The organism is Ruegeria sp. BHSC026, assembly GCF_059613065.1.
In genome coordinates this window covers 25,016-47,663 of sequence record NZ_JBXWRV010000011.1, presented here as the reverse complement: position 1 = coordinate 47,663, position 22,648 = coordinate 25,016, and the positions used below count along the sequence as shown (strand labels likewise).

The following is a 22,648-nucleotide window of genomic DNA, read 5'->3' as shown; positions in this document are numbered from 1 at the left end:
CGCTAGACCTTGTCCATGGCAATCGAATTCCCAGACCTGACCGCGTTCTACACCCACGGGTTCGACACGGTGATCGACGTGCGCAGCCCGGCGGAATATGCCGAAGACCACGCGCCCGGCGCCATCAACCTGCCGGTTCTGAACAACGAAGAGCGCGCTCGGGTCGGCACCATCTATGTGCAGCAAAGCCCGTTTCTGGCCCGCAAGCTGGGCGCGGCGCTGGTGTTCCGCAATGCCGCCGACCATATCGAAAACCGCCTGAGCCATCACGATGGCGGTTGGCGCCCCCTGGTCTATTGCTGGCGCGGGGGGCAGCGATCGGGGTCGTTCACCTGGATGCTGCAGCAGATCGGCTGGCGCGCCGAGGTCGTCTCGGGCGGGTACCGCACCTATCGGCGGCTTGTGAACCGGTTTCTGTATGACGACCCGCTGCCGCACCGGCTGGTGGCGTTGGACGGATATACCGGCACCGCCAAGACCGAGCTTCTGGAGCGCTTGCGCCAGAGGGGCGTGCAGGTTCTGGACCTCGAGGCGCTGGCCAATCACCGGGGCTCGCTTCTGGGCGAGCAACCGGGCGGCCAACCCAGTCAAAAGGCTTTCGAATCCTCACTCGCCGCGGCGCTGATTGCGCTGGACCCTTCGCGCCCGGTCGTGGTCGAGGCCGAATCCTCGAAGATCGGTACGCTGATCCTGCCGCCCTCGGTTTGGAAGGCGCTGCGGATCGCGCCGCGTATCCGGATCACCGCACCCATCGAGGCGCGCACGGCTTATCTGGTGTCGTCCTATGACGACATCCTGTCCGATGCCGAGCGGCTTAAAGAGCGTCTGTCACCGCTGCGCCATCACCGCGGCCATGACGTGGTGGATAGCTGGTTCGATCTGATCGCCCAAGGCGACAAGCCCGGGCTGACCCGTGCCCTGATGGAGCAGCACTATGACCCGGCCTATGAAAAATCGCGCCGGGTCCACAAGGTGGACTTGATGGCGCAACTGCAGGCGGAGTCGCTCACCGCAACAGCGCTGGACAGTCTGGCATCGCAAATCGAAGAGCTGTTGGTTCAACCCCGAAGCTTCAGCCCCGGATCCTCGATCAGTTCACCCACGATTTCGGCCGGATAACCCGCAGCCCGCAGCCGGTCGCGCAGGGCCTTGGCGGCGTCGGGTTGGACGGCAGCCAGCAGGCCTCCGGCGGTCTGGGGGTCGAACAGCAGATCGGCTTTGTTGCCTTCGGGCAATTCGGGAACGATCGCACGGTTGTCGGCAAACAGGGTCGAGCGGATGCCGGCGCGGCTCAGCTGGTCCGCCCCATCCATGACCGGCACCGCGTTCAGGTCCAGAATTGCGCCGCAACCCGAGGCCTCGCACAGCCCGGCCAGATGCCCGGCCAGCCCAAAGCCGGTGACGTCGGTCATTGCATGCGCCGCGCTCAGTATACGCGCCGCCTCGCCCTGGGGCTGCGTCATCAGATCATATGCCGCCTGCACCCAGTCGCCGCGTGCATCACCGGACATTTCGGCGGCCATGAGGACCCCGCTGCCCAACGGTTTGGTCAGCAACAGCGCGTCGCCCGGCCGTCCGCCGGACAGGGTGATCGGGTCGGTGTCGCACAGGCCGGTCACCGTGAAGCCGATGGTCATCTCGTCGCCCATCGAGCTGTGGCCGCCGACGATCTCGGCCCCGGCCTGCCGCATGGCCTGGGTCGCGGTCTCCATGATTTCCGCCATCGTCCGGTTCTGCAGTTGCGTGGACATGCGCGGCAGGATCAGGGTTGCCGTGGCGGCGTAGGGCGCGGCGCCCATTGCCCACACATCCCCCAACGCATGCACCGCGGCGATCCGGGTCATCAACACCGGGTCGGCAACGAAGGCCCTGAGGTGGTCGGTGGTCATCACCATCCGGGCCGTGCCGACGGTCAGCAGCGCGGCGTCATCTCCGGGCAGAGGCGTGACATCCGGGCGGTCGCTGCCGGGCAGGACCGACAGGGCCGCGCGCAGCGCGCCGCGCCCGACCTTGGCCCCGCAGCCGCCGCACATCGGCTTTTCTCCCAACGTCTCGCGCAGGCCGGCGGCGTGGTGACGCGGCAGGGGCGGGGCTTTCATACGTGGCAGGTCGCGAAACCGATCCATGAACTTCTGGTCGATGTGGTCCTTCCATCTCCACACCAGCGGGCCGCTGAAAGATGTACCCAGCCGCTCGGCCAGCGCCGATTTCTCGCCCATTGAAATCAGTTTGAGGTAGTCCTTCTGCGGCCGATAACTCCGCATCCGCCCGGCCCCCAGCGCGGCGCGCAGGTTGTCGAACAACACTGGTGCTTCGCGGACCGCAAAGACTCCCGCCTTTGGCCGGGGATCTTCGGACAGGTGCGCGCAGTCCCCGGCCGCAAAGATCAACGGATCGCTGGACTGTAGGTGGCTGTTCACGCGGATGAACCCCTCGTGCAGGGCCAGACCGGTCTGCGCGATCCAGTCATAGGGGCGGGCGCCTGCGGCTCCGGTCACGAAATCTGCGGCGATGTGGCGACCATCTGCCAGTTCCAGGTAATCCGGTCCGACGCGAAGAATGCCGGCTTGTTCGATGCAGTCGATACCCAGGTCGTGCATGGTTCGACGAAGGGTCGCCGCCGCCTTGGAACCAACCGCCGACAAGGCCTGGTCGCGGTCGATAAGCGTCACTAGCGCCTTGCGGTTGCGCGCACGCAAGGCATGGGCCATGGCCATGACCAGTTCAACCCCGGCGACCCCGCCGCCGATGACCGCAACCGAGGCCGGGCCCGAGCCGTTCAGATAACCGGCCCAGTGCGCGGCAAACGGACCCAGAGGCTTGGCCGGCACTGCATGTTCTGCAAAACCGGGCAGGTCGGGCATGTCGGACGTGATCCCCACATTGACCGAGGCCACGTCAAAACCGATCTCGGGGTGGTCGGGCACCTGAACGACGCGACGTTCGGGATCAAGCCCGGTGGCGGGGCCAAGGATGAGCCGAGCGCCCGCGAACCGCGCCAGGCGCACCAGGTCGATATCGAGATCTTCCCGTGCGTAGTGCCCCGCGACAAATCCCGGCAACATGCCAGAATAGGGGGCCGTCGGCCCCGGGTTTATCACGGTTAAACGCACGCCTGGCAGCGGGTTCATGCCCCATTTGCGCAGCACCAGGGCATGGGTGTGGCCTCCGCCGATCAGAACCAGATCGCGGGTCAGGGGCAGGGACGGCGTTTGCATGCGGCTCAGTTCTTGCTGTGGTCCGGGACGTCTTCCATCTGCTCGACCGCGTGGGTGGCCCACAGGCCATCCTCGCCGGCATCGGGCAGGTTCTCGGGCTTTTCATGGCGGTGAATATGCCATTTGGCAATGAACAGGGCCGTGATCGGCGCGGTCAGGAACAGAAACAGGGTAATCAGCAGTTCGTGCATCGACAGGCGCCCCTCGATCAGAACCGAATGGAAGATAGAGGCCAGCAGAACGCCGCCCACGCCCAGCGTGGTTGCCTTGGTGGGCGCATGCAAGCGCGACATCGGGTCTTTCAGCTTGATCATCCCGAATGAGCCGACAAAGCCGAAGATGCCTGACACGATCAGGAAAAAAGCGATCAGCAGTTCAAACAGAAACTCCATGCCGGCCTCACTCGATGATGTTTCCGCGCAGCATGAAGCGCGCGTAGGCCACGGTCGAGACAAAGCCCAGCATGGCGATGATCATCGCGGATTCAAAGAAGATCTCGGTTCCGACGGCAAGGCCAAACAGAATCATCAAGGCGATGGTGTTGATGACCATGGTGTCAAGCGCCAGTACGCGGGTTCCGACGCCGTCGGCGGTGATGATCCTCCAAAGGCACATCATGATCGCGGCGCCGAAACAGGCAAAGGCAAAGTATATTGCATACTCGATCATTCGAAGATCTCCTTCAGGCGGCGCTCGTACCGCTGTTTGATCTGGTCGCGGACGGCGCCCGGATCGGGGGAATCCAGACAATGCACCAGCAGGCAGTGGCCCTGGGCGGACAGGTCGCAGCTGACGGTCCCGGGTGTCATCGTGATGGTACCGGCCAGAACGGTAATCGCCTCGGGGGTGCGCAGTTCAAGCGGGATCGAGACCCAGTTGGGCTGGCGCTCAGCATCCGGCTTGAACAGGATTATCCGGGCGACGGTGATGTTGGCCACCACGATGTCCCACAGCACGACGAGGATGTATTCCACCACCATCGGCCAGTTGCGCAGCACTGGACGGTCGGGCCAGTAGGGCTGCGTAATGAAGGGGATGACGATACCCAGAAGCAACCCGAAAACCAGCGAATTCAGCGACGGCGCGTTGGCCAGCAGCACCCAGACGATCGTCAGCAGAAAGCTCAGATGCGGGTGGGGAAATATCCGGCGCAATAGTTTCATCAGTCTTCCCTTCCCAATACGGCCGAGATGTACTGTTCCGGCGCAAACAACTGCGCCGCCGTGCTGCGAGTGTAGTCCAGCGCCGGCCCGGCGAACAGGGTCAGCAGGACCAGCCCCGCGACGAGGCCGAAGACCGAAGTGAAGGCAAGGCCGGGCTGCGGCTCGGGCGGCGGCGGTGGCGCGGGGTCTGCGTCTTCGGGGGCGGTTTCCGCTTCGGGCGTCGGATCATCCTGCGTGCTGGCGTCGTGGCTTTTCCAGAAGATCAACGAGCCGGCACGCGCAAGCCCCACGATGGTGACGAACGAGCCGATCAGGACCACGGCCCAGATGGCGGTGGCATCAGGCGCGTTCCGCGCGGCATCCAGCACCAGCAGTTTTCCGATGAAGCCTGACAGGGGCGGCATGCCGGCCATGGCGATTGCGCCGACGAAAAACAGAGAAGCTATCAGCCCGTTCTGCGGCATCGGCGGCCGCGGCGCGATTGCCCCGCTGCGGCGTTGCATGACCAGATCGGCCACAAGAAACAGCAAGGCGGTGGCTAGGGTGGAGTGGTAGACATAGTACAAGGCCGCGGCGGTCGCCGACTCGGTGAACAGCGATATGGCGACCAGCAGCGTTCCCATCGAGGCTATGGCGCAGAAGGCCACCATTCGGGCGATATGCTGGGTTCCCAATATGCCGATGGATCCGATGGCCAGCGTCACCAATGCGGCGGGTTGCAGCCAGTCGCCGACCAGTCCCTGCGAGGCCGGGACGTCCGGGCCGAAGACCAGTGTATAGACCCGCAGGATCGAGTAGGCCCCCACTTTGGTCATGATCGCGAACAAGGCGGCCACCGGCAATGGAGCATTGGCATAGCTGGCCGGCAGCCAGAAATGCAGCGGCAGGACGGCGGCCTTGATGCAGAAGACCAGCAGCAGCAGAACCGCGCCCACGCGCAACAGGGCGGTGTCTTCGGCCGGCATCTCGGCCACGCGCAAGGCCAGATCAGCCATGTTCAACGTTCCGGTCACCGAATAGATCGTGCCCAATGCAAACAGGAACAGGGTCGACCCCAGCAGGTTGTAGGTGACGTATTGAACGCCGGCCTTCAGACGCACAGCGCCGCCGCCATGGGTCATCAGACCGTATGATGCGATCAGCAGCACCTCGAAGAACACGAACAGGTTGAAGGCGTCCCCCGTCAGGAAGGCGCCGCAAACCCCCATCAGCTGAAATTGGAACAGCGGGTGGAAATGATCACCGCGCTCATCCCATCCGGACGCGATGGCGTACAGCACGATGGGCAAGGCCAGCAAGGCGGTCAGCAGCACCATCATCGCCGAGAGCCGGTCAAGCACCAGCACGATGCCGAACGGGGCGGGCCAGTTGCCAAGCTCGTAGACATGGATGTCGCCACCCGCCGCCTGCGCGGTGATGGTCAACGCGATACCCAGCAGGCCCACCACGCCCGCTACCGAAAAGATGCGCTGCAGGTCCAGATGATAGCGCAGGACCATGATGATGAACGGGGCCAGGATCGCGGGCAGGACGATCGGCGCAACGATCCAGTGGTTCATGCGTCTTCTCCCGCGCCGTCCACGCTGTCGCGCGCGGCCATGTCGATGTGGTCATCCTTGGCCGAGAGATAGGCGCCCAAGGCGATCATCACGATCACCGCCGTCATCCCGAACGAGATCACGATGGCCGTCAGCACCAGCGCCTGCGGCAGCGGGTCGGTGTAGGGAACCTCTTCGTATTTGTTCAGAACCGCAGGAGCATTCACGGCCAGCCGTCCCGTGGCGAATAGAAATACGTTGACCGCATAGGTCAGCAAGGACAGGCCCAGGATGACCGGAAAGGTCCGACGGCGCAGGATCAGAAAAATCCCGGCGGCGGTCAGCACGCCAACGGCCGAGGCGACGAGAGCTTCCATCAGCCCTGCTCCTTCTTTTCTTGTTCTTCTTCGATCGGGTCATCGCGCAAAGGGTTGATGTCCATCGGGAATTCTTGCGCCATGCCCGGCCGCCACGCAAAGCGCGACAGGCTGTCCAGAGCCAACATCACAGCGCCCAGAACGGCAAGGAACACGCCTGTGTCGAACAGCATGGCAGTGGCCCATTCGAACTCTTCCAGTGGTGGCCAATGCAGATAGCCGAAATCGCTGGTCAGGAAGGGCCGCTCGTTGAACCAGGCGCCCAAACCAGTAGCCGCAGCGATCAATACGCCCCAGCCGATGGTGCCATGGTAGTAGAACCGTTGCCGCTCGATCGCCCAGGTGTAGCCGCTGGCCATGTACTGCATCAGGAAGGCGATCGCGACTATGAGACCGGCGATGAACCCGCCTCCGGGTTGGTTGTGTCCCCGGAAGAAGATATAGGCACCCACCATAAGGGCAATCGGCATCATCACACGTGTCGCAACAACCATCATCAGCGGGTGAGAGTCGCCCGATTGGGGCCAATGTGGCTTGCGGTTCAGCAGGTAGGCGCGAACACTGGTGCCTAGCACGGCCTCGGTCAAAGCAAAGATGATCAGTGCCGCGATCCCCAGCACGATGATCTCGCCGAAGGTATCAAATCCCCGGAAGTCCACCAGGATCACGTTGACCACATTGGTGCCGCCGCCACCCTTGTAGGAATTGGCCAGGTGGAATTCCGAAATCGTCGGGAAGGCGAAATCGCGCAGCATGAGCGCATAGATCAAGCCCCCAGCTCCGATACCGGCCACCACCGAAATGGCAGCATCACGCCAGCGCCGTGCCGTGCTGCTGTCCCATGGGGTCTCGGTCGGCAGGAAGTTCAGCGAAAGCAGCAGGAGGATCATCGTGACAACTTCGACCGAGATCTGTGTCAGAGCCAGATCAGGCGCGGACAGATAGTTGAAGGCCATCGACACGATCAGCCCCACCACCCCGATCAGGACCAGAGACAGCAGACGGTTGCGGTGGAACCACATGATGCCCATCGTCGCTACGATCAGGCACAGCCAGCCGATGATCGGGATGATGGGGGCCTCCAGCGGAACCCGCGTTTCCAACCCGATCGTGCCGGTTGCGAAAGCATAGTACCCCAGCCCGACGGTGAAGGCGATCAGGATGATCGCATAGCGGCTGATGACACCGTTGTGCAGCTCGTCCGTGATCCAGCGACTGGCGGCGGTCAGCGCACCGATGACGGCGTCGAAGATGGACTTGGCCTCGGGGCGGGGGAGGGCGTTCCAGGCAGTTTCGCCGCGACGGTGCAGGGCCAGCAGAAACAGACCGCCCAGCGTAGCGATGACCGACATATACAGCGCCGGCGTAAACCCGTGCCACAGTTTCAATGAATAATAAGGCAGCTTCTCGCCGCCGATCACCGCGGAAGACACAACCGCGACCAAGGGGCCGACGATGACAGCCGAGTTCAGGCCGATCAGGACGACCAGAACCACCAGGAACGCGGGGGCCAACCACAGGCCTGCAGGGGGGTCGTGTGGATGGGCGGGATAGTCGTCACGCTCGGGGCCCAGAAACACGTGGCTGATGAAGCGGAAGGAATAGGCCGCGGAAAAGATCGCTGCCAGCAGAGCCAGACCTGGCACCAGATAGTGGGAATTGCGCCAGACGGTGTGGACCGTCTCTTCCAACATCATCTCTTTCGACAGGAAGCCGTTCAGCGGCGGAATGCCGGCCATCGACAGCGCGGCGATGGTGCCGATGGTGAACGTAATCGGCATCAGGTGGCGCAATCCTCCCAGCCGCTTGATGTTCCTAGTGCCGGTTTCATGGTCGACGATCCCCGCGGTCATGAACAGGGCGGCCTTGAAGGTGGCGTGGTTGATGATGTGGAAGATGGCGGCCACGACGGCGATCTTGGTGCCGAACCCCAGCAGCATCGTGACCAGTCCCAGATGCGAAACCGTCGAAAAGGCCAGCAACGCCTTGAGGTCATCCTTGAACAGCGCGATCACTGCACCGATCAGCATTGTTACAAGACCGGTGGTTGCGACGATGTAGAACCACGCCTCGGTCCCCGCCAGAACCGGCCACATGCGTGCCATCAGGAACAGGCCGGCCTTCACCATCGTGGCCGAGTGCAGATAGGCCGAAACCGGCGTTGGCGCGGCCATGGCATGAGGCAGCCAGAAATGAAACGGGAACTGGGCCGACTTGGTGAAACACCCCAGCAGGATCAGCACCAGCGCCGGCAGGTAATAAGGCGAGGCCTGGATCAGTTCGCGGTTTTGCAAGATCACGCTCAGGTCATAGGATCCCACGATGTTGCCAAGGATCAGCATACCTGCGATCATCGCCAGCCCTCCGGACCCGGTCACGGCCAGCGCCATTCGCGCGCCCTGGCGACCTTCGGGCAGGTGTTTCCAATAGCCGATGAGCAGAAACGAGCTGAGCGAGGTCAGCTCCCAGAAAATCAGCAAAAGCAGGATGTTGTCCGACAGAACGATGCCAACCATCGCGCCTTGGAACAGCAGCAGATAGGTATAGAACTGCCCCATCGGATCCTCGCGCGACAGGTAGAACCGCGCGTACAGGATGATCAACAGACCGATGCCAAGGATCAGCAGGGCAAACAGGAACCCCAGCCCGTCCAGCATGAAGTTGGCGTTTAGCCCCAGCCCGGGAATCCAGTCGAAACGGGCGGTCACGACCTCACCCTGCATGACGGCGGGGATGTGGATCAACAGCCCCATGAGCGCCAGGAAGGTGGTCAGCCCGGCGGCCGAGGCTGCCGCATTGCGACCGGCCCGGACCAGTAAGGCCGGAAAGACAGCGCCAAGAAACGGAAGGGCCGCGATGAGGAATAGGGACAAGTGCGATACTCCGGGCTGAGCGGTCAGTGTGGGCTTGAATTTGTAAGGATAATTTATTGGCTGTCCAGCTATTGCAAGTTTTTCACCTTGCCCTAACGCCCGTGGATTCCGCCGGCCCAAATGCGAAAAAATGACGCAAACTTGATTTCCGCGCGCGAATTTGGCGCGGCGGTGAAAGGGCCCTTGTGCTAGAAACGGGCCATCCCAACCGGAGGGTTCGAGTTGGCAGAGCAGAGGTTGAAACGGCGCAGATGGGTGTTGCTGGCTGGAACGGCCGCTTTGGCCGTGGGGTTTGCGATCCGCGAGTACCGTCTGATCCCCGAGGAGTTTTCCGGCGGCAAGCTGAGCGTCGCGCAGGCGCAGGCCAGCGCCGTGTCCGGCGACGTTCTTCTGATCGACATCCGTACACCGCGGGAATGGCGGGCGACGGGTATCGGGCGGGGCGCGATCCCCTTGGATATGCGGCGCGACGATTTCGTGGCCGCACTCGACCGTCTGACCGGCGGCGACCGCAGCCGTCCGGTTGCCCTGATCTGCGCGCGCGGTGTCCGGTCGGCCCGGCTGAGCAACGCCCTGACCCGCGCCGGGTTTTCCAACATCATCGACGTCCCCGAGGGCATGTTGGGCTCGGCGGCCGGGCCGGGCTGGATCCGGGCCGGGTTGCCGGTCGACCCCTACGAGGTGCAATCGTGAGTGCCGTTGCCCGGTGGCTGTCGGTCTGGGCCGCGTTGCTTGCCGGACCGGCGCTGGCGGCCTGCGATGGGGTCGAAGGGGCGTGTGAAACCGCGCGGGGTACCTATCTGATCGAGGTCCCCGACCAGGACCATCCGCCCTTGGTAGTGTTCCTGCATGGTTACGGCGGCAGCGCGTCGGGGACCCTCAGGAACCGCGGAATGGTCGAACCGCTGCTGGCGCGCGGATACGCGGTGATGGCACCCGATGGCGCGCTGCGCAACGGGCGCAAAAGCTGGAACTTCTATCCCGGTTGGGAGGGCCGCGACGAAGCCGCATTCCTGGCCGAAGTGGTCCGGGATGCCGTCCGCCGGTTTGACATCGACCCCGACCGCGTCATCCTTGGCGGGTTTTCGGGCGGCGGGTTCATGGTGAACTACCTGGCCTGCGCCACGCCCGACGCGTTTTCGGCCTTTGTTCCGGTATCGGGCGGGTTCTGGCGCCCGCATCCCGACGGCTGCGCCGGGCCTGTCCGCCTGTTCCACACCCATGGCTGGACCGACAACGTGGTACCGCTCGAGGGGCGGGCGCTGGGTGGCGGCCGGTTCCTGCAGGGTGATATTTTTGCCGGTCTGGAAATCTGGCGGCAGGCCAATGGTTGCGCCGATAACCGCCCGGACGGGATTTCCACTACGGGGCCGTTCCTGCGCCGCAAATGGACCCGCTGCGCCGATGGCAGCGCGCTTGAATTCGCCCTGTTCCCCGGTGGCCACACTGTGCCCGCAGGCTGGGCCGACATGATGCTGGATTGGTACGAAGGCCTACCGGGCGGCTGATCATTCCGCCGCGGTCAGCGTTCGTTTGCCCTTGATCAGGCGCTTCAACTCGTTGCGGTGGGCACGGGCGGCGCGGCTGATCGCTGGTTCCTTGACATCCTCAGGCATCCGCAGCAACCGCCGCGCCCGGGCCGCCGAGACCCCGCTGAGCGCCGAGAGCGGCACCGCGAAGGTCAGGCTGACGGCGATCGGGGCCAGCCAGACCGAGACCAGCCCGGACAGGATGCCGACGCTCAGCGCCACGCCGCTGACCGTTTCCAGCGCATGAAACAGGATCAGCGTGCGCAGACCGTACCGGCCACCCGCGCGCGCCTGGGGCGCCCAGCCCTTTTGCACCCCGAACATCGTGCGGAATACCGCGATCATCTGCTGGACCATCAGGATGGGGGCAAACAGGATCGACAGGATGACCTCGAACAGGAAGGACGCAAAGAACCGCCCGGCGCCGCCGAAATCGGAGTAGCGGACCCCGCTCAGCGGCAGGGCCAGCGCACCAAGGATCTTGGGCGCCAGCAGCATCGCGTACATCACCAGGATGATCAGAACGTGGCGCGTCTCGGTCATTTCCGGCCATTGCGGGAACAGGGGATTGTCGGGGCTGAAGTAATGCAGGACCGAGGCGTCCTTGCCCTGGCCGATCAGCGCCCACATGAGAAGCAGAGCGAACCACAGGGGTGACATCAGATATCCGACGGCCCCGTGGAACAGGTGAAAACGCGATACGGCCTTGAAACCCGCCGACCCCAGCAGCCGCAGATGCTGCAGGTTGCCCTGGCACCAGCGACGGTCGCGTAGGGCATGGTCGATCAGGGTAGGGGGTGTTTCCTCGTAGGACCCGCGGATGCGGGGCAGGAACCGGACCCCCCATCCGGCCCGGCGCAGCAGGCCGGCCTCCACGAAATCGTGGCTCATGATCAATTGCTCGCGTCCGTTGAGAGCGCGCAGTTTTGGCAGGCCTGCGCAGGCCGCAAAGGCCTTGGTGCGGATGATCGCGTTGTGGCCCCAGTAATTGCCTTCTTGCCCGCACCAGCGGGCCAGCCCCTCGGCAAAGGCGATGCCATAGACGCCGTTGGCGAATTGCTGCATCCGGGCAAAGACCGACTGGGCGCCGATCAACTGCGGATAGCTTTGGATCAGCCCGGCGCCGGGGTCACGGGCCAATGCGTCGGTCAGCCGCGCGATGGCGCGCCCGGTCATCAGGCTGTCGGCATCCAAAACCAGCATCGCATCCCAGGCGCCGCCCCAGCGGCTGACCCAATCGGCGATGTTGCCCACCTTGCGGTCGGTGTTTTCGGCGCGGCGGCGGTAATACAGTTCAAGCCCCGGGGCCAGCGTGGTGCGCAGCGCCTCGACGCTGGCCTGTTCCTGGGCGGCGATATCGGGATCGCGCGTGTCAGACAGGATGAACATCGCATAGTGATGCTGACCGCCGCGCGCGCGCAGGTCTTCCAGCATCGTGCGCGCATTGCCCAGAACGTTCCACGGCACTTCGTTGTAGACCGGCATCAGCAGGGCCACGCGCAACGGCTGCGGCCGGGCCGCGCGCCGGGGCCGGTCTTGGCGGGACAAGGAAACCATTCCCAGCAGAACCGTACTGACGGTGAATGCGATCCAGAAGAAGTTGAACGAAATAAGCGTTAGCAGAATGGCCTCGACCAGGTTGATGCCCTCGGTGTCGAACCAGTCCACCAGAAACCACAACAGGGCCAGCGTCGCGCCCATGGCGGGGGAAAACGCCATTGCCCGCCACAGGCCCGCAGACCGGTCGCCGGGCCGTTCGGGCACTTTCGCGTCGCGAAACCCGGCGCGGAAGTCCTGCGCGGGCATCGGCAGGGGGGCCTCGGGCGGCATGATATGAAGATCGGGGCTCATGCGGTCCACCGGTAAAGCCAGACCTCGGAGGCCGGGGCCTCGCCCAGACGCAGCTGCGCCCGCAATTCGACATGGTCGCGGTCGCCCGGCTGGAAGGAAAATGCCAGCCGCAGCCCGCCGGTGTCGGGGTTGCGCTGCAGTACGCCATCCGACGTTTCGGCATGGGGTGACTGCACGAAGACGCTCAGCGCGTCGGGGTCTTCGAACAATTCGCTGGGCTCGAAGTCGATCACGGCCAGCCGGCCCTCGCCAAAGGTGTTCTCGCCCATGGCCGTGCGGATCACCCGGGGCATGGCCGTGCGCTGTGGCTGCTCGCCCCAAGTCAGGCGATAGGCCAGATCGACCTGCGTGCCCGCCGCCATCGGCTCGGCCGGGCGCCAATAGGCGACGATGTTGTCATAGATCTCCTGGTCTGCCGGAATTTCCACCAGCGTCACGGTGCCCTTGCCCCAATCGCCGATCGGTTCGACCCACAGACCCGGGCGTTTGTGGTATTGCGCCTCGAGATCGGCATAGTCGGAAAAGGCGCGCTTGCGCTGCATCAGGCCAAAGCCGCGCGGGTTCATGTCGACGAATGATGAAATCTGCAGCCGCGTGGGGTTGGCCAGTGGCCGCCAGATCACTTCGCCGGCGCCATTGCGGATCATCAGCCCGTCGCTGTCATGCACGGCGGGGCGGAAATCGTCGAACCGGTTGTGATTGGTCTGGTCGAACAGGAACATCGAGGTGCCCGGCGCGATGCCCACATGGGTCAGGTCGGTGCGCGGGAACAGGGTCGCCTCGACCTGCATCTGGCAGTCTTCGCCGGCGGTAATGTCAAACCGGTAGGCCCCGGCCACGCTGGGGCTGTCCATCAGCGCATGCACGACCATGTTGCGTTGGCCGGGCCTGGGCCGTTCCAGCCAGAACCGGATGAATTCGGGGAATTCCTCGCCCTCGGGGTCGCCGGTTTTCAGCGCCAAACCACGCGCCGACAGGCCATAGACCTCGTGCAGCCCGATGGCGCGGAAATAGCTGGCGCCCTGGAACACGCAGAACTCGTCGGTCTTGCCGGGGCGGTGCATCTCGGTGCGCAGACGGAACCCCGAGAAGCCAAGTGTGTCGCTGACAGGCAAGGGCGGGACGTCCTCGGCCCGGTCGAACATCTCGAGATCGAAGGGTACGGCCTCGACCCGGCCGCCCTCGACGGTCGAGATCTGGACCGGGCGGGGGAAGTACAGGCCGGGTGCAAAGAAATCCGCGTTGAACGGGGTGTCGGTCCCGAACCAAAGCCCGTGATCCAGCCGGAACCGGATCGACCGGTACTGCTCATAGGTCAGGTCCAGCCACTCTTGCGGAACCTGGGCGCGCGCCTGATAGGGGCGGCTGGCCAGGTCTCGGGCCATGGCGATGACATCGGCCCGGTCAAACGCAACGTCGCCGCCCGTGGCCCATGCGGCCCGGGCGAAGGCGAGCGCCGTTGTCGACGCCAGAAAGGAACGACGCGTAAGCTTCATGTCTTCGACTTCCACGGGTGTGATTTGAACCAAGCGGCCAGATAGGCAACGCCGATCAGCATTGCAAATCCAAAAAGATTGGCGGTCAGAACGGCGGCGAAATCCCGCCCGAATTCATCCAGGAAAACGCCGATAAGTCGTGCCACTGCCATGGAAAATACGAACACGGCAAGCGATTGCTGGCCGACTTTGGTGATCAGCTTCAGGACCACTTGCCAGATCCGCGCGTAGGCGCCGTGTCCCGTTGCGATTAGCCGGTGCCCATGGGTGCCCGCCGCGACCCAGCCCAGATAGGCCAGCGACAGAAAGTGCACATAGCGGAACAGGCCGAAATCCGTCTTTTCGCGCAGTTCGGCCGTCAGCGGCCAGACCTTGCGGATTTCGGCCGCCAGGTCGGGGGCTGCGGCCTGAACCCACAGAAACACTTTCCATGATCCGAAGGGCGCAGACAGGACCAGAAACGCCACCGCCGCCCAGATCAGGGTCTTGGACACCGGGGGCGCCGGCAGCCAGCCGCGCATAAAGGCAAAGCCTGTGAAGAACAGAAGCTGCCAGCCGAACGGGTTGAAGAACCACTGCCGGTCCGACCACGGCTCGGCCGGCAAGGCCAACGCGCCGGTTTGCGCGACCAGCCAGATCGCGACCGAAACCAGCCCGACCGCCCAGACCCCGACCCGAGACAGCCCCATGAACAGCGGCATCATCGCCAGAACCACCAGGTACATGGGCAGGATGTCGAAATAGTTCGGAACATATGTCAGCGTGAAAAGACCCACCATCTGCGGCGCCGGGTCGTTGAAGAAATGCTGCAGGTTCAGAGCGTTGACATAGCTTTTGTCGAAGGTACCCGACAGATCCAAGGCCGCCATGGACATGGCGACGAAGAAGAACAGGCAGATATGCGCCCAGTAGACCTGCCAGATGCGGAAGCTGACCCGCGCCGTGCCCATCCACCAGCCCTTGCGCAGGAACGCTCCGCCAAAGGCGATGGCCGAGGCCATGCCCGAACAGAAGACGAAAATCTCTGTGGCATCGGAAAAGCCGAACCGCGCCGGAATCCAGCGCGACCACGGGTTGTTGGGAATATGTGCGATCAGGATGATGAACATCGCGATGCCGCGATAGAAATCCAGCCGCGGGTCCCGCGTCGTGGAGCGGGCTGCGGCGGGGGTTTCCACCGGGGCGAAATCAGAAACGGGCGATGCGGTCGCCATGCGGTCTCGGGTCCTTCTTGGTCTTGTCGTTATTCTGCAGGCACGCTTTGCGCATCCGACTGGTCGCGCGCGGCGTCGATCAGCGCACGCCGGGCTAGGGCATAATTGTCCTCGGCGCCTCCGCGCTTGGCCCGCCTGTCGTCCAAAATGCGCTCGACCGCGTCGAACCGCCCCGCGCGCAGGCCGGAATCGATGGTGATGCGTTCGAAGACGTCGCGTTGCGCGTGGCTGCCGCCCGCCAGCTGCATGCTGTCGCGCGCGGCCAGCAGGTGGTCAAAGGCGCGGGCATGGTCGCCCTCTCCGAACGCCTCGAGTCCCTTGGCAGCCGCTAGGCCGGGATCGGCCATGCGCCTTGCCGTGTCGGTCTCGGGGGTCTGGGCATCCTTGTGAATGCGCCCCAGCAACTTGGCCGTGGCATCGGCGCGGCTGTCTCCGGTAAGGGCCAGCAGATAGTGCAGATCGGCAAAGATCAGGCAACCGTCCTCGGTGCGCGCCGCGCTCAGATCGGCCAGTTCTTCCCACCTGCTGCCGACATCGACGCCTTCCAGTTCAAGCCGCGACAGCAGCGAAGTCGCGTTCGAGATGTCGCGGTAATCATCCGTCTTGTCCTTGCGGATCTCGTGATCGTAGAGCGCGATCACCTGATCGACCTGACCCAGATCCAGATGCATCAGCGCCTTGTGCCACCAGACGTGATAGCGGAAATTGTTGCAATGCGCCCAGGCTGCCTCGCGCCCCGCGAACCAGTCCAGGCCGGCCTTGGCGTTGCCGGTCATCTCGTGCACATGCGCCACCGCGTGCAGGCCCCAGGCATCGTCCGACACCATCCATAGCGCCTGCCGGCCCGCGATCTCGGCCTTGTCGTAGTCGCCGGTTTCCTCGAGCGCGAAGGAATGGCAGCCCAGAAGGTAGCCGCGGCCCGGATGATCGGGCGCATAGGCGGGCAGGACCCGCTCGATCGAGCGGCGCATGCCAGCCGCGTCGCCCAGAACGAACCGGGTGGCATGGCTGAGCTTCATGGCCAGCGCGTCCTCGGGGTGGGCGCGCAGGATGGTCTCGAACGTCTGGATCGCGCGCGACGGATGACCCGCCAGCCAATGATCCAGGGCGTCCAGATACAACGCCTCGCGCGGGGTGATCGGCTGGTGATCGGCAGCGGCGCGGGCGGTTGCGGCGGCCTCGTGGGCGACGGCCGTCATTTCGCGCCGGCCCAGCAGCACCATGAACAACCCCTTGACCGCATGGCCCAGCGCAAATTCCGGTTCCAGTTCCAGCACTCTGCCCAGATGCTGGGGTGTTACGGCCGCGTGGGCCAGGAAACCAAGCAGCACACCGTTCCACGCCTCGACCGCAGCCGGGTCGATGAGGGTGTTCATCTGTCCAAAAAGGTCTTGTTTCATGCTTGGGTCCAATCCGGTTGCGCAAAGTGACACCTCTGGGCTTAGCAGAGTGTTCGGGTGCGACGTACCAGTATCGGGCCTGCTCTCGAATTGGTGAAAGCCCGTGTGCGGCAAACGCGAAAAAATCCGCCTGTTCCGGCACATTTTCAGCAACTTGCCGCCGAAACGGGCCAGAGTGTTTCAGTTGCAGGCTGTGTTTGCCGCGCGATCACCCAGAGGTATCTCGCAAGGGACGGTCGGTTTGCCTTTCGGGGCCACAGTTGCCACAGTACGGCGCATAACATGGAGGTGCCCCGTGACAAACGACCTGACCCGCAAGGATTTTGCCGTTGCAATCTGCAAGCAGGCCGGTGAACTCGCCATGCGCTATTTTGCGGATCGCAGTGCGCTGGTCGTCGACCGGAAGGGCGCGCAGGACTGGGTCAGCGAGGCCGACCGGAATGTCGAGACCTTCATTCGCCAGAAAATCGCAGAGACATGGCCCGAGGATGGGGTGGTGGGCGAGGAACACGGCCGCACGCCGGGGACCAGCGGCTTTGACTGGGTGATCGACCCGATAGACGGCACAACGAATTTCGTCAATGGAATCCCGGTCTGGACGGTGGTTCTGGCCGGGGTCGCTGATGGGCGGACCCAGATCGGCGTGATCCATGATCCGAATGTGCACGAAACCTTTGCGGCCGCGCGCGGTGGCGGCGCCACGCTGAACGGAGCACCGATGCAGGTTGCTTCCGGCGTCGCGTTGAACTCGGGCACGGTGGCGGTGGGCTATTCGAACCGGATCGAGGCGCGCCATGTCGTGCCGATCGTGTCAGACCTGATTGCGCGCGGGGCGATGTTTCACCGCAATGCCAGTGGGGCCTTGTCCCTGGCCTATGTCGCGGCGGGGCGGTTGTTGGGCTATGTCGAAGAGCACATGAACGCCTGGGACTGCCTGGCGGGGCAACTGATGATCGCCGAGGCCGGTGGCTGTGTCGAAGATCAGGATGCCGATGCCATGATCCGCCAGGGCGGCCGCGTGATCGCGGGCACGCCCGACGTGTTCGACACCCTGCGCGAGATCGCCGAGCAGGCCTGGGCGGACTGACCGCTAGCCGATCGAGCGCCACCCGGTCCGAGGCCGCAAGGTTGCCAGATCCGCGCGCCAGAAATGTCCTTGGAAAGGTTGGTCGAATTGGCGGTCGATGGGCCGGTGCGACAAGGCACACCACAATAGCGTGCCGACGGCCCCATGGGTCACGACCGCAAGATCCGCCCCGTCATGCGTTGCGACAATCCGGGAAACGGCACCGAGCATCCGGGTCTGCGCGGCGCGAGCGGTTTCCCATCCGCAAAAGCTCTGGTCGGGCTGGGCAAAAAACGCGTCGGCCGCGCTTTCGAACACGGTGTGGGGCAAATATCCTGTGGCGCTGCGATCATTTTCGCCCAAGGCCGCGTTTTGTGCCACAGGCAAGGCGCGAGGCGCCGCAAGGATCGCAGCGGTTTCGCGGGCCTTTCTTTCGGTGCTGACCCATATATGTGAAACTTTGTCCATTTCGGGGCTGGCGGCGAATGTCTTGGCTCGGCGGCGGCCCCGGTCGCACAGAGGCCAGTCCACCACCAGGATGTCGGAGTCGACGACGACTTCGGGATGCGTGATCACCAGCAGGTCGGGCATCTATGCCTCGGGCAGCAGGACCGGGCCTTTGTCGGCGAAGGCCATCCGCACCTGCGCGCCGGGGGCCAGCGGGGTGTCCACGTCTTCGTGCACCGCGAAGACCTGGCCGAAATTGCCGGTCAGCGTGTATTCCATCCGCACACCGACATAGGTTGCTTTGGCCACCGTGGCCGGAATTCCCCGCTCGGCCCCGATCACCAGCCGCGACGGGCGGACGGCGACGGTGCCCGGCCCTTGGGGCAGCCCGCGGGATGGCAGGCAATGGCGATAGCCTTCGATTTCGATCGTTGCGGTTTCGCCTTCGATGGCAACGATCTGACAGGCCAGCAGGTTGGCCTCGCCGATGAAATCGGCCACGAAGCGGTCGTTGGGGGCATCATAAAGCTGTCGGGGCGTTCCGATCTGGGCAATGGCGGCGTTGCGCATCACCACGATCTCGTCCGATACGGCCAGTGCCTCTTCCTGGTCATGGGTGACATAGACCACTGTCAGGCCGAGATCCTGCTGGATGGCGCGGATGTCCTCGCGCACCTGGCGGCGCAGCTTGGCATCCAGATTCGACAGCGGCTCGTCGAACAACAGTACTTGCGGTTCCAGAACCAGCGCACGCGCCACGGCGACCCGCTGCTGCTGACCGCCCGACAGTTCCGATGGCAACCGCGCGTCAAACCCCTTGAGGCCCACCAGATCCAGCCCCTGCAACGCGCGGCTGCGGGCCTCGTCCTTGCCGAAGCCCGAAAAGGTCAGGCCATACATGACGTTTTCCAGCACGCTCATGTGCGGGAACAGGGCATAGGACTGGAACACCATCGACACGTCGCGGTCGGTCGCCGGTAGCTTTGTCACGTCGCGGTCGCCGATAAGGATGCGGCCCGAACTGGCCATCTCGAGCCCCGCGATCATGCGCAGGGTCGTGGTCTTGCCGCAGCCCGACGGACCCAGCAACGTGACCAGCTTGCCCGCTTCGACATGCAGGTCGATGGCGTCGACGGCGACGACATCCTTTCCGAAAACCTTGGACACGCGTTCAAAGCGGACCGGGGCGGCCTTCGAGCCGATATGAGTGTCGGTCATGGCAATGTCTCCGTTTCGTGCACTGTGCGCCGCCCGATGCGGACCCGGCCCACCAGAAGTTGCAGCAGCCCGACCGCCGCTAGCATCACGAAGATCAGGGTCGTGGAATAAGCGATGGCCAGGCCATAATCGTTGTTCTCGACCCGCCCGATGATATAGCTGGTGGCCATGTCATATTCGGCACTGACCAGGAAGATCACGGCCGAGATGGCGGTCATCGCGCGGACGAAGCTGTAGACCAGCGCAGCCAGGATCGCCGGCCGCAGCAGCGGCAGGATGACCCGCCGGAAGGTCTGCCAGGAATTCGCCCCCAGCGTCAGCGAGGATTCATCCAGGCTGCGGTCCAGCTGTGACATGCTGGCGATGCCGGCGCGCACACCCACCGGCATGTTGCGAAAGATGAAGCTGACCACCAGGATGACACCGGTTCCCGTGATCTCGATCGGGGGCACGTTGAACGCCAGAATATAACTGACGCCGATCACCGTGCCGGGAATGGCAAAGGACAGCATGGTGCCGAATTCGAAGGCGTTCTTGCCCGCAAAATTCTGCCGGGTCAGAAGGTAGGCCGTCACCAGACCCACGGCGGCGGTCAGCGGGGCGGCGATGGCGGCGATGGTTATGGTGGTCCAGAAACTGTCCCAGGCGGCGCCGGTCCAGCGGATGCCTTCCGCATCCAGCCGCACCGAGAAGGCGGTGACGTAGTGCTTGAAGGTCAGCGTGTTGTTGACCCCCCACAGCTCGACCACGCTGCCATAGACGATCATCGCATAGACGACTACCGTGAACAGCGCCCAGCCCAGCGCGATTACCGCTACCGGGATCGACAGGCCCGTGGGCATCAGCGGATGCACACCGGAATCGCCCTTGCCGGTCACGGTGGTATAGCTTTTCTTGCCCAGCCACACGCGCTGAGCGTAGAAGGCCGACAGGGTAAAGAACAAAAGCACCATCGCCAGCACCGCCGCGCGGCCCTGATCGTACTGGGCGCCGACGATGGCAAAGAAGATCTCGGTCGACAGCACGTCGAAATTGCCGCCAAGAACCAGCGGGTTGCCGAAATCGGCCATGCTCTCGATGAAGCCCAGCAGGAAGGCGTTCGCCAGGCCCGGTCGCATCAAGGGCAGCGAGACGGTTCTGAAGGTCTGCCACCGGTTGGCCCGCAAGGTCTGTGCGGCCTCCTCCATCGAGGGCGAGACACCCTCGACCACGCCGATCAGCACCAGGAAGGCGATGGGCGTGAAGGCAAGGGTCTGTGCGATCAGGATGCCGGGCATCCCGTACAGCCAGCGCGTGGGCTGGGTGCCGAACAGATCGGCGACGAAGCGCGTTACCGATCCGGACAGGCCGAACAGCAGGATCAGCGCCAGTCCGATCACGAAGGGCGGGGTGATGATAGGCAGCACCGTCAGGGCGCGCAGCGCTCGTTTGTAGCGAAAGCCCGACCGGGTGACGACCAGCGCGAAACACAGGCCCAACGCGGTGGTAAGCAGCCCGACCAGAACCGCCAGCACCAGCGAATTCCAGGCCGCACCGCATTTCGCGCCCCATAGGCACCCTAGCCCCCACAGCCGGTCGTCGAAGAATTTCGAGAAGAAGACCGCCACCGAATAGGCCCCGTCCTCGGTCACGAAGGCGGCAAACAGCATTCTGGCGATCGGGAAGAAGACAAAGGCGGTGACGATGGTGATGACGCCGCCGATGGCGCTGACGACGAACACGTCTCCGTTCACGGCGCCGCGCGCGGCGATCCCTTGGGTCAGCAAAAACAGAAAGCTCGAGGCGCAGATCATCGCGCCATAGCCCATGCCGAACTGCCGGTCGCCCAGCTCTCCGAACAGGGCGGTGAGCCAGTCGAAGTTGAACCCACGGATGCCGATGCCGAACCCCTGCGCGATCAGCCAGGCAAAGCCGAACGCCCCCGACAGGATCAGGATGCGGGCGTGCAGCGGGTCGGATTTCGGCCGGCCCAGCGCCAGCAGTGGCAAGGCCAGCGCAAGGACCATCGGCGCCAGCCAAAGCTTCTTGCCCTGTGCAATCAGAAAGGCCGCAGGGGCATAGTCGTCGTCAAACGGATAGCCATCGACCAGCCAGTGGAACGACCAGAAGCCGTCCTCGACCATGTACCACGGCAGCAGGCAATAGCCGACCCACCCGGCGGCGATCCAGAAGATCAGCACCGAATGGGCCGTTTTTGTGGTGGAACGCGTCATTTACTGCGGCAGAACCGAAACCTCTTCGTCCCATTTCTGCAGCAGGCGTTTGCGTTCGTCGGACGAGCCGTATTTCTTGAAATCATAGTCGATCAGCTTGATCTGGCTCATGTCCGGCGCGCTGTCCGAGGTCTTGGCCGCCTTGTTCGACGGTACTTGAAAAGCGTTGACCTCGAGCGCCAGGTTCTGCGCCTCAGCGCTCAAGGCCCAGTCATAGAATTTCTTGGCTTCTTCGACGTTGCGGGCGCCGTCGATGATCGACATCGACCCGATCTCGTAGCCGGTGCCTTCGCACGGGGCGACCACCTGGATGGGAAAGCCCGCCACGGCTTGTTTTACCGCGTCATGCATGAAGACGATCCCGATGGTCGTCTCGCCACGGGCCGCCGCCTTGATCGGGGCCGAGCCCGATTTGGTGTATTGATTGATGTTCTTGTGCAGGCCCTTCATGAAGTCGAACCCTTCGTCCTCGCCGAAGATCTGCACCATCGAGGCCAGCGTCGTGTAGGCGGTCCCCGACGAGTTCGGGTTCGCCATCTGGATATGGCCCTTGTATTCGGGCTTCAGCAGATCCTTCCAGCAGGACGGCTCGGCCAGGTTGTTGGCTGCCAGCAACTCGGTGTTGTAGCCATAGCCCAGCGCGCCCGAATAGATGCCGATCGTCCGGTTTCCGGCACTTTCGGCCTGCGCGAGCGCCCAGTCATGCAACTGGTCGCGCATGGGCGAGAGATACTCCATCGTCAGGCCCTCTTCTGCGGCCTGCAAGTGCGGATCACCCGTACCGCCCCACCACACGTCGCCCTTGGGGTTGGACGCCTCGGCGCGGATCTGGGCAAAGGTCTCGCCCGAGGATTTGCGGGTCATGTTGACATCGATGCCGGTGGCGTCCTCGAAGCTGCGCGCCATCAGCTGGCACCAGTCTTCCTGCGCCGAGCAGTACAGGGTCAGCTTGTCCGCGTAGGAGGCCGAGACCGAGGTGGTCAGGGCCACGAGTGAACCTGCGAATGTCAGTGTGAGTCGTTTCATGTCTTTCCTCCCAGTTGCA

General features: G+C 63.9%; 19 protein-coding genes. 4 read left to right on the top strand and 15 right to left on the bottom strand.

Features of this window, described 5'->3' with window-relative positions:
* The first annotated feature begins 15 nt into the window (after window positions 1-15).
* Window positions 16-1,119 carry a tRNA 2-selenouridine(34) synthase MnmH gene (gene mnmH / locus AC2FME_RS13690; RefSeq protein WP_496742147.1) on the top strand — a complete coding sequence of 368 codons (1,104 nt, stop codon included), beginning with the start codon at window positions 16-18 and terminating at the stop codon, window positions 1,117-1,119.
* Here the strand turns inward: mnmH and selD are convergent.
* The 7 genes from selD to AC2FME_RS13655 are packed head-to-tail and all read right to left on the bottom strand — an operon-like array spanning window position 1,059 to window position 9,169.
* Window positions 1,059-3,218, bottom strand: a complete 2,160-nt coding sequence (selD, locus tag AC2FME_RS13685) for a selenide, water dikinase SelD (protein ID WP_496800710.1) — start codon at window positions 3,216-3,218, stop codon at window positions 1,059-1,061. The two genes, mnmH and selD, sit on opposite strands and share 61 nt — an antisense overlap.
* Window positions 3,219-3,223: 5 nt before the next feature.
* Window positions 3,224-3,610, bottom strand: coding sequence for a Na+/H+ antiporter subunit G (locus tag AC2FME_RS13680; RefSeq protein WP_496687391.1), 387 nt, complete (start codon window positions 3,608-3,610; stop codon window positions 3,224-3,226).
* Between the two features lie 7 nt (window positions 3,611-3,617).
* Window positions 3,618-3,887 carry a K+/H+ antiporter subunit F gene (locus tag AC2FME_RS13675; protein WP_496800709.1) on the bottom strand — a complete coding sequence of 90 codons (270 nt, stop codon included), beginning with the start codon at window positions 3,885-3,887 and terminating at the stop codon, window positions 3,618-3,620.
* Window positions 3,884-4,381, bottom strand: coding sequence for a Na+/H+ antiporter subunit E (locus tag AC2FME_RS13670; protein WP_496684569.1), 498 nt, complete (start codon window positions 4,379-4,381; stop codon window positions 3,884-3,886). Before AC2FME_RS13670 ends, AC2FME_RS13675 begins: the two co-directional genes overlap by 4 nt.
* Window positions 4,381-5,940 carry a monovalent cation/H+ antiporter subunit D gene (locus AC2FME_RS13665; protein ID WP_496800708.1) on the bottom strand — a complete coding sequence of 520 codons (1,560 nt, stop codon included), beginning with the start codon at window positions 5,938-5,940 and terminating at the stop codon, window positions 4,381-4,383. The genes AC2FME_RS13670 and AC2FME_RS13665 overlap by 1 nt, the downstream gene beginning before the upstream one ends.
* Window positions 5,937-6,296, bottom strand: a complete 360-nt coding sequence (locus AC2FME_RS13660; RefSeq protein ID WP_496680150.1) for a Na+/H+ antiporter subunit C — start codon at window positions 6,294-6,296, stop codon at window positions 5,937-5,939. The genes AC2FME_RS13665 and AC2FME_RS13660 overlap by 4 nt, the downstream gene beginning before the upstream one ends.
* Window positions 6,296-9,169, bottom strand: coding sequence for a monovalent cation/H+ antiporter subunit A (locus AC2FME_RS13655; protein WP_496800707.1), 2,874 nt, complete (start codon window positions 9,167-9,169; stop codon window positions 6,296-6,298). Before AC2FME_RS13655 ends, AC2FME_RS13660 begins: the two co-directional genes overlap by 1 nt.
* Before the next feature lie 258 nt (window positions 9,170-9,427).
* Between AC2FME_RS13655 and AC2FME_RS13650 the strand changes: the two genes are divergently transcribed.
* Window positions 9,428-9,862, top strand: coding sequence for a rhodanese-like domain-containing protein (locus AC2FME_RS13650; RefSeq protein ID WP_496687395.1), 435 nt, complete (start codon window positions 9,428-9,430; stop codon window positions 9,860-9,862).
* Entirely contained in the window at window positions 9,859-10,677 is an 819-nt protein-coding gene (locus AC2FME_RS13645) for a CE1 family esterase (protein ID WP_496800706.1), read from the top strand. Before AC2FME_RS13650 ends, AC2FME_RS13645 begins: the two co-directional genes overlap by 4 nt.
* On the opposite strand, the gene mdoH is transcribed toward AC2FME_RS13645, so the two are convergent.
* Genes mdoH through AC2FME_RS13625 form a run of 4 tightly spaced genes read right to left on the bottom strand, consistent with a single transcriptional unit; the run spans window position 10,678 to window position 16,659 of the window.
* Window positions 10,678-12,549, bottom strand: coding sequence for a glucans biosynthesis glucosyltransferase MdoH (gene mdoH, locus AC2FME_RS13640; protein ID WP_496800705.1), 1,872 nt, complete (start codon window positions 12,547-12,549; stop codon window positions 10,678-10,680).
* Window positions 12,546-14,045 (bottom strand): OpgD/OpgG family glucan biosynthesis protein, encoded by a 1,500-nt coding sequence (locus AC2FME_RS13635; protein ID WP_496800704.1) that lies wholly within the window; start codon window positions 14,043-14,045, stop codon window positions 12,546-12,548. Before AC2FME_RS13635 ends, mdoH begins: the two co-directional genes overlap by 4 nt.
* The gene (locus AC2FME_RS13630; protein ID WP_496800703.1) at window positions 14,042-15,259 is read right to left on the bottom strand and encodes an OpgC family protein; all 1,218 of its coding nucleotides are present in this window, start codon (window positions 15,257-15,259) and stop codon (window positions 14,042-14,044) included. The genes AC2FME_RS13635 and AC2FME_RS13630 overlap by 4 nt, the downstream gene beginning before the upstream one ends.
* Before the next feature lie 29 nt (window positions 15,260-15,288).
* Entirely contained in the window at window positions 15,289-16,659 is a 1,371-nt protein-coding gene (locus tag AC2FME_RS13625; RefSeq protein WP_496800702.1) for a tetratricopeptide repeat protein, read from the bottom strand.
* 295 nt (window positions 16,660-16,954) lie between these two features.
* On the opposite strand from AC2FME_RS13625, the gene AC2FME_RS13620 reads away from it, so the two are divergent.
* Window positions 16,955-17,746, top strand: a complete 792-nt coding sequence (locus tag AC2FME_RS13620; protein WP_496687404.1) for an inositol monophosphatase family protein — start codon at window positions 16,955-16,957, stop codon at window positions 17,744-17,746.
* A gap of 3 nt (window positions 17,747-17,749) precedes the next feature.
* Here AC2FME_RS13620 and AC2FME_RS13615 read toward each other — a convergent pair whose 3' ends face one another.
* From AC2FME_RS13615 to AC2FME_RS13600, 4 genes are read right to left on the bottom strand one after another with little or no spacing between them, the layout of a single operon-like run.
* Window positions 17,750-18,316 (bottom strand): histidine phosphatase family protein, encoded by a 567-nt coding sequence (locus AC2FME_RS13615; RefSeq protein ID WP_496800701.1) that lies wholly within the window; start codon window positions 18,314-18,316, stop codon window positions 17,750-17,752.
* Window positions 18,317-19,390 (bottom strand): ABC transporter ATP-binding protein, encoded by a 1,074-nt coding sequence (locus tag AC2FME_RS13610; protein ID WP_496800700.1) that lies wholly within the window; start codon window positions 19,388-19,390, stop codon window positions 18,317-18,319.
* Window positions 19,387-21,603, bottom strand: a complete 2,217-nt coding sequence (locus AC2FME_RS13605) for an ABC transporter permease (RefSeq protein WP_496680168.1) — start codon at window positions 21,601-21,603, stop codon at window positions 19,387-19,389. Before AC2FME_RS13605 ends, AC2FME_RS13610 begins: the two co-directional genes overlap by 4 nt.
* A complete protein-coding gene (locus AC2FME_RS13600; RefSeq protein ID WP_496680169.1) occupies window positions 21,604-22,629 on the bottom strand; it encodes an ABC transporter substrate-binding protein in 1,026 nt (341 codons plus the stop codon).
* Window positions 22,630-22,648 lie beyond the last annotated feature (19 nt).

Excerpts from the sequence above, each read along its gene's own strand:
- AC2FME_RS13625 (WP_496800702.1), bottom strand. The coding sequence starts at position 16,659 with ATGAAACAAGACCTTTTTGGACAGATGAACACCCTCATCGACCCGGCT.
- mnmH (WP_496742147.1), top strand. The coding sequence starts at position 16 with ATGGCAATCGAATTCCCAGACCTGACCGCGTTCTACACCCACGGGTTC.
- AC2FME_RS13615 (WP_496800701.1), bottom strand. The coding sequence starts at position 18,316 with ATGCCCGACCTGCTGGTGATCACGCATCCCGAAGTCGTCGTCGACTCC.
- AC2FME_RS13605 (WP_496680168.1), bottom strand. The coding sequence starts at position 21,603 with ATGACGCGTTCCACCACAAAAACGGCCCATTCGGTGCTGATCTTCTGG.
- AC2FME_RS13670 (WP_496684569.1), bottom strand. The coding sequence starts at position 4,381 with ATGAAACTATTGCGCCGGATATTTCCCCACCCGCATCTGAGCTTTCTG.
- selD (WP_496800710.1), bottom strand. The coding sequence starts at position 3,218 with ATGCAAACGCCGTCCCTGCCCCTGACCCGCGATCTGGTTCTGATCGGC.
- AC2FME_RS13610 (WP_496800700.1), bottom strand. The coding sequence starts at position 19,390 with ATGACCGACACTCATATCGGCTCGAAGGCCGCCCCGGTCCGCTTTGAA.
- AC2FME_RS13600 (WP_496680169.1), bottom strand. The coding sequence starts at position 22,629 with ATGAAACGACTCACACTGACATTCGCAGGTTCACTCGTGGCCCTGACC.
- AC2FME_RS13660 (WP_496680150.1), bottom strand. The coding sequence starts at position 6,296 with ATGGAAGCTCTCGTCGCCTCGGCCGTTGGCGTGCTGACCGCCGCCGGG.
- AC2FME_RS13675 (WP_496800709.1), bottom strand. The coding sequence starts at position 3,887 with ATGATCGAGTATGCAATATACTTTGCCTTTGCCTGTTTCGGCGCCGCG.
- AC2FME_RS13630 (WP_496800703.1), bottom strand. The coding sequence starts at position 15,259 with ATGGCGACCGCATCGCCCGTTTCTGATTTCGCCCCGGTGGAAACCCCC.
- mdoH (WP_496800705.1), bottom strand. The coding sequence starts at position 12,549 with ATGAGCCCCGATCTTCATATCATGCCGCCCGAGGCCCCCCTGCCGATG.
- AC2FME_RS13680 (WP_496687391.1), bottom strand. The coding sequence starts at position 3,610 with ATGGAGTTTCTGTTTGAACTGCTGATCGCTTTTTTCCTGATCGTGTCA.
- AC2FME_RS13665 (WP_496800708.1), bottom strand. The coding sequence starts at position 5,940 with ATGAACCACTGGATCGTTGCGCCGATCGTCCTGCCCGCGATCCTGGCC.
- AC2FME_RS13635 (WP_496800704.1), bottom strand. The coding sequence starts at position 14,045 with ATGAAGCTTACGCGTCGTTCCTTTCTGGCGTCGACAACGGCGCTCGCC.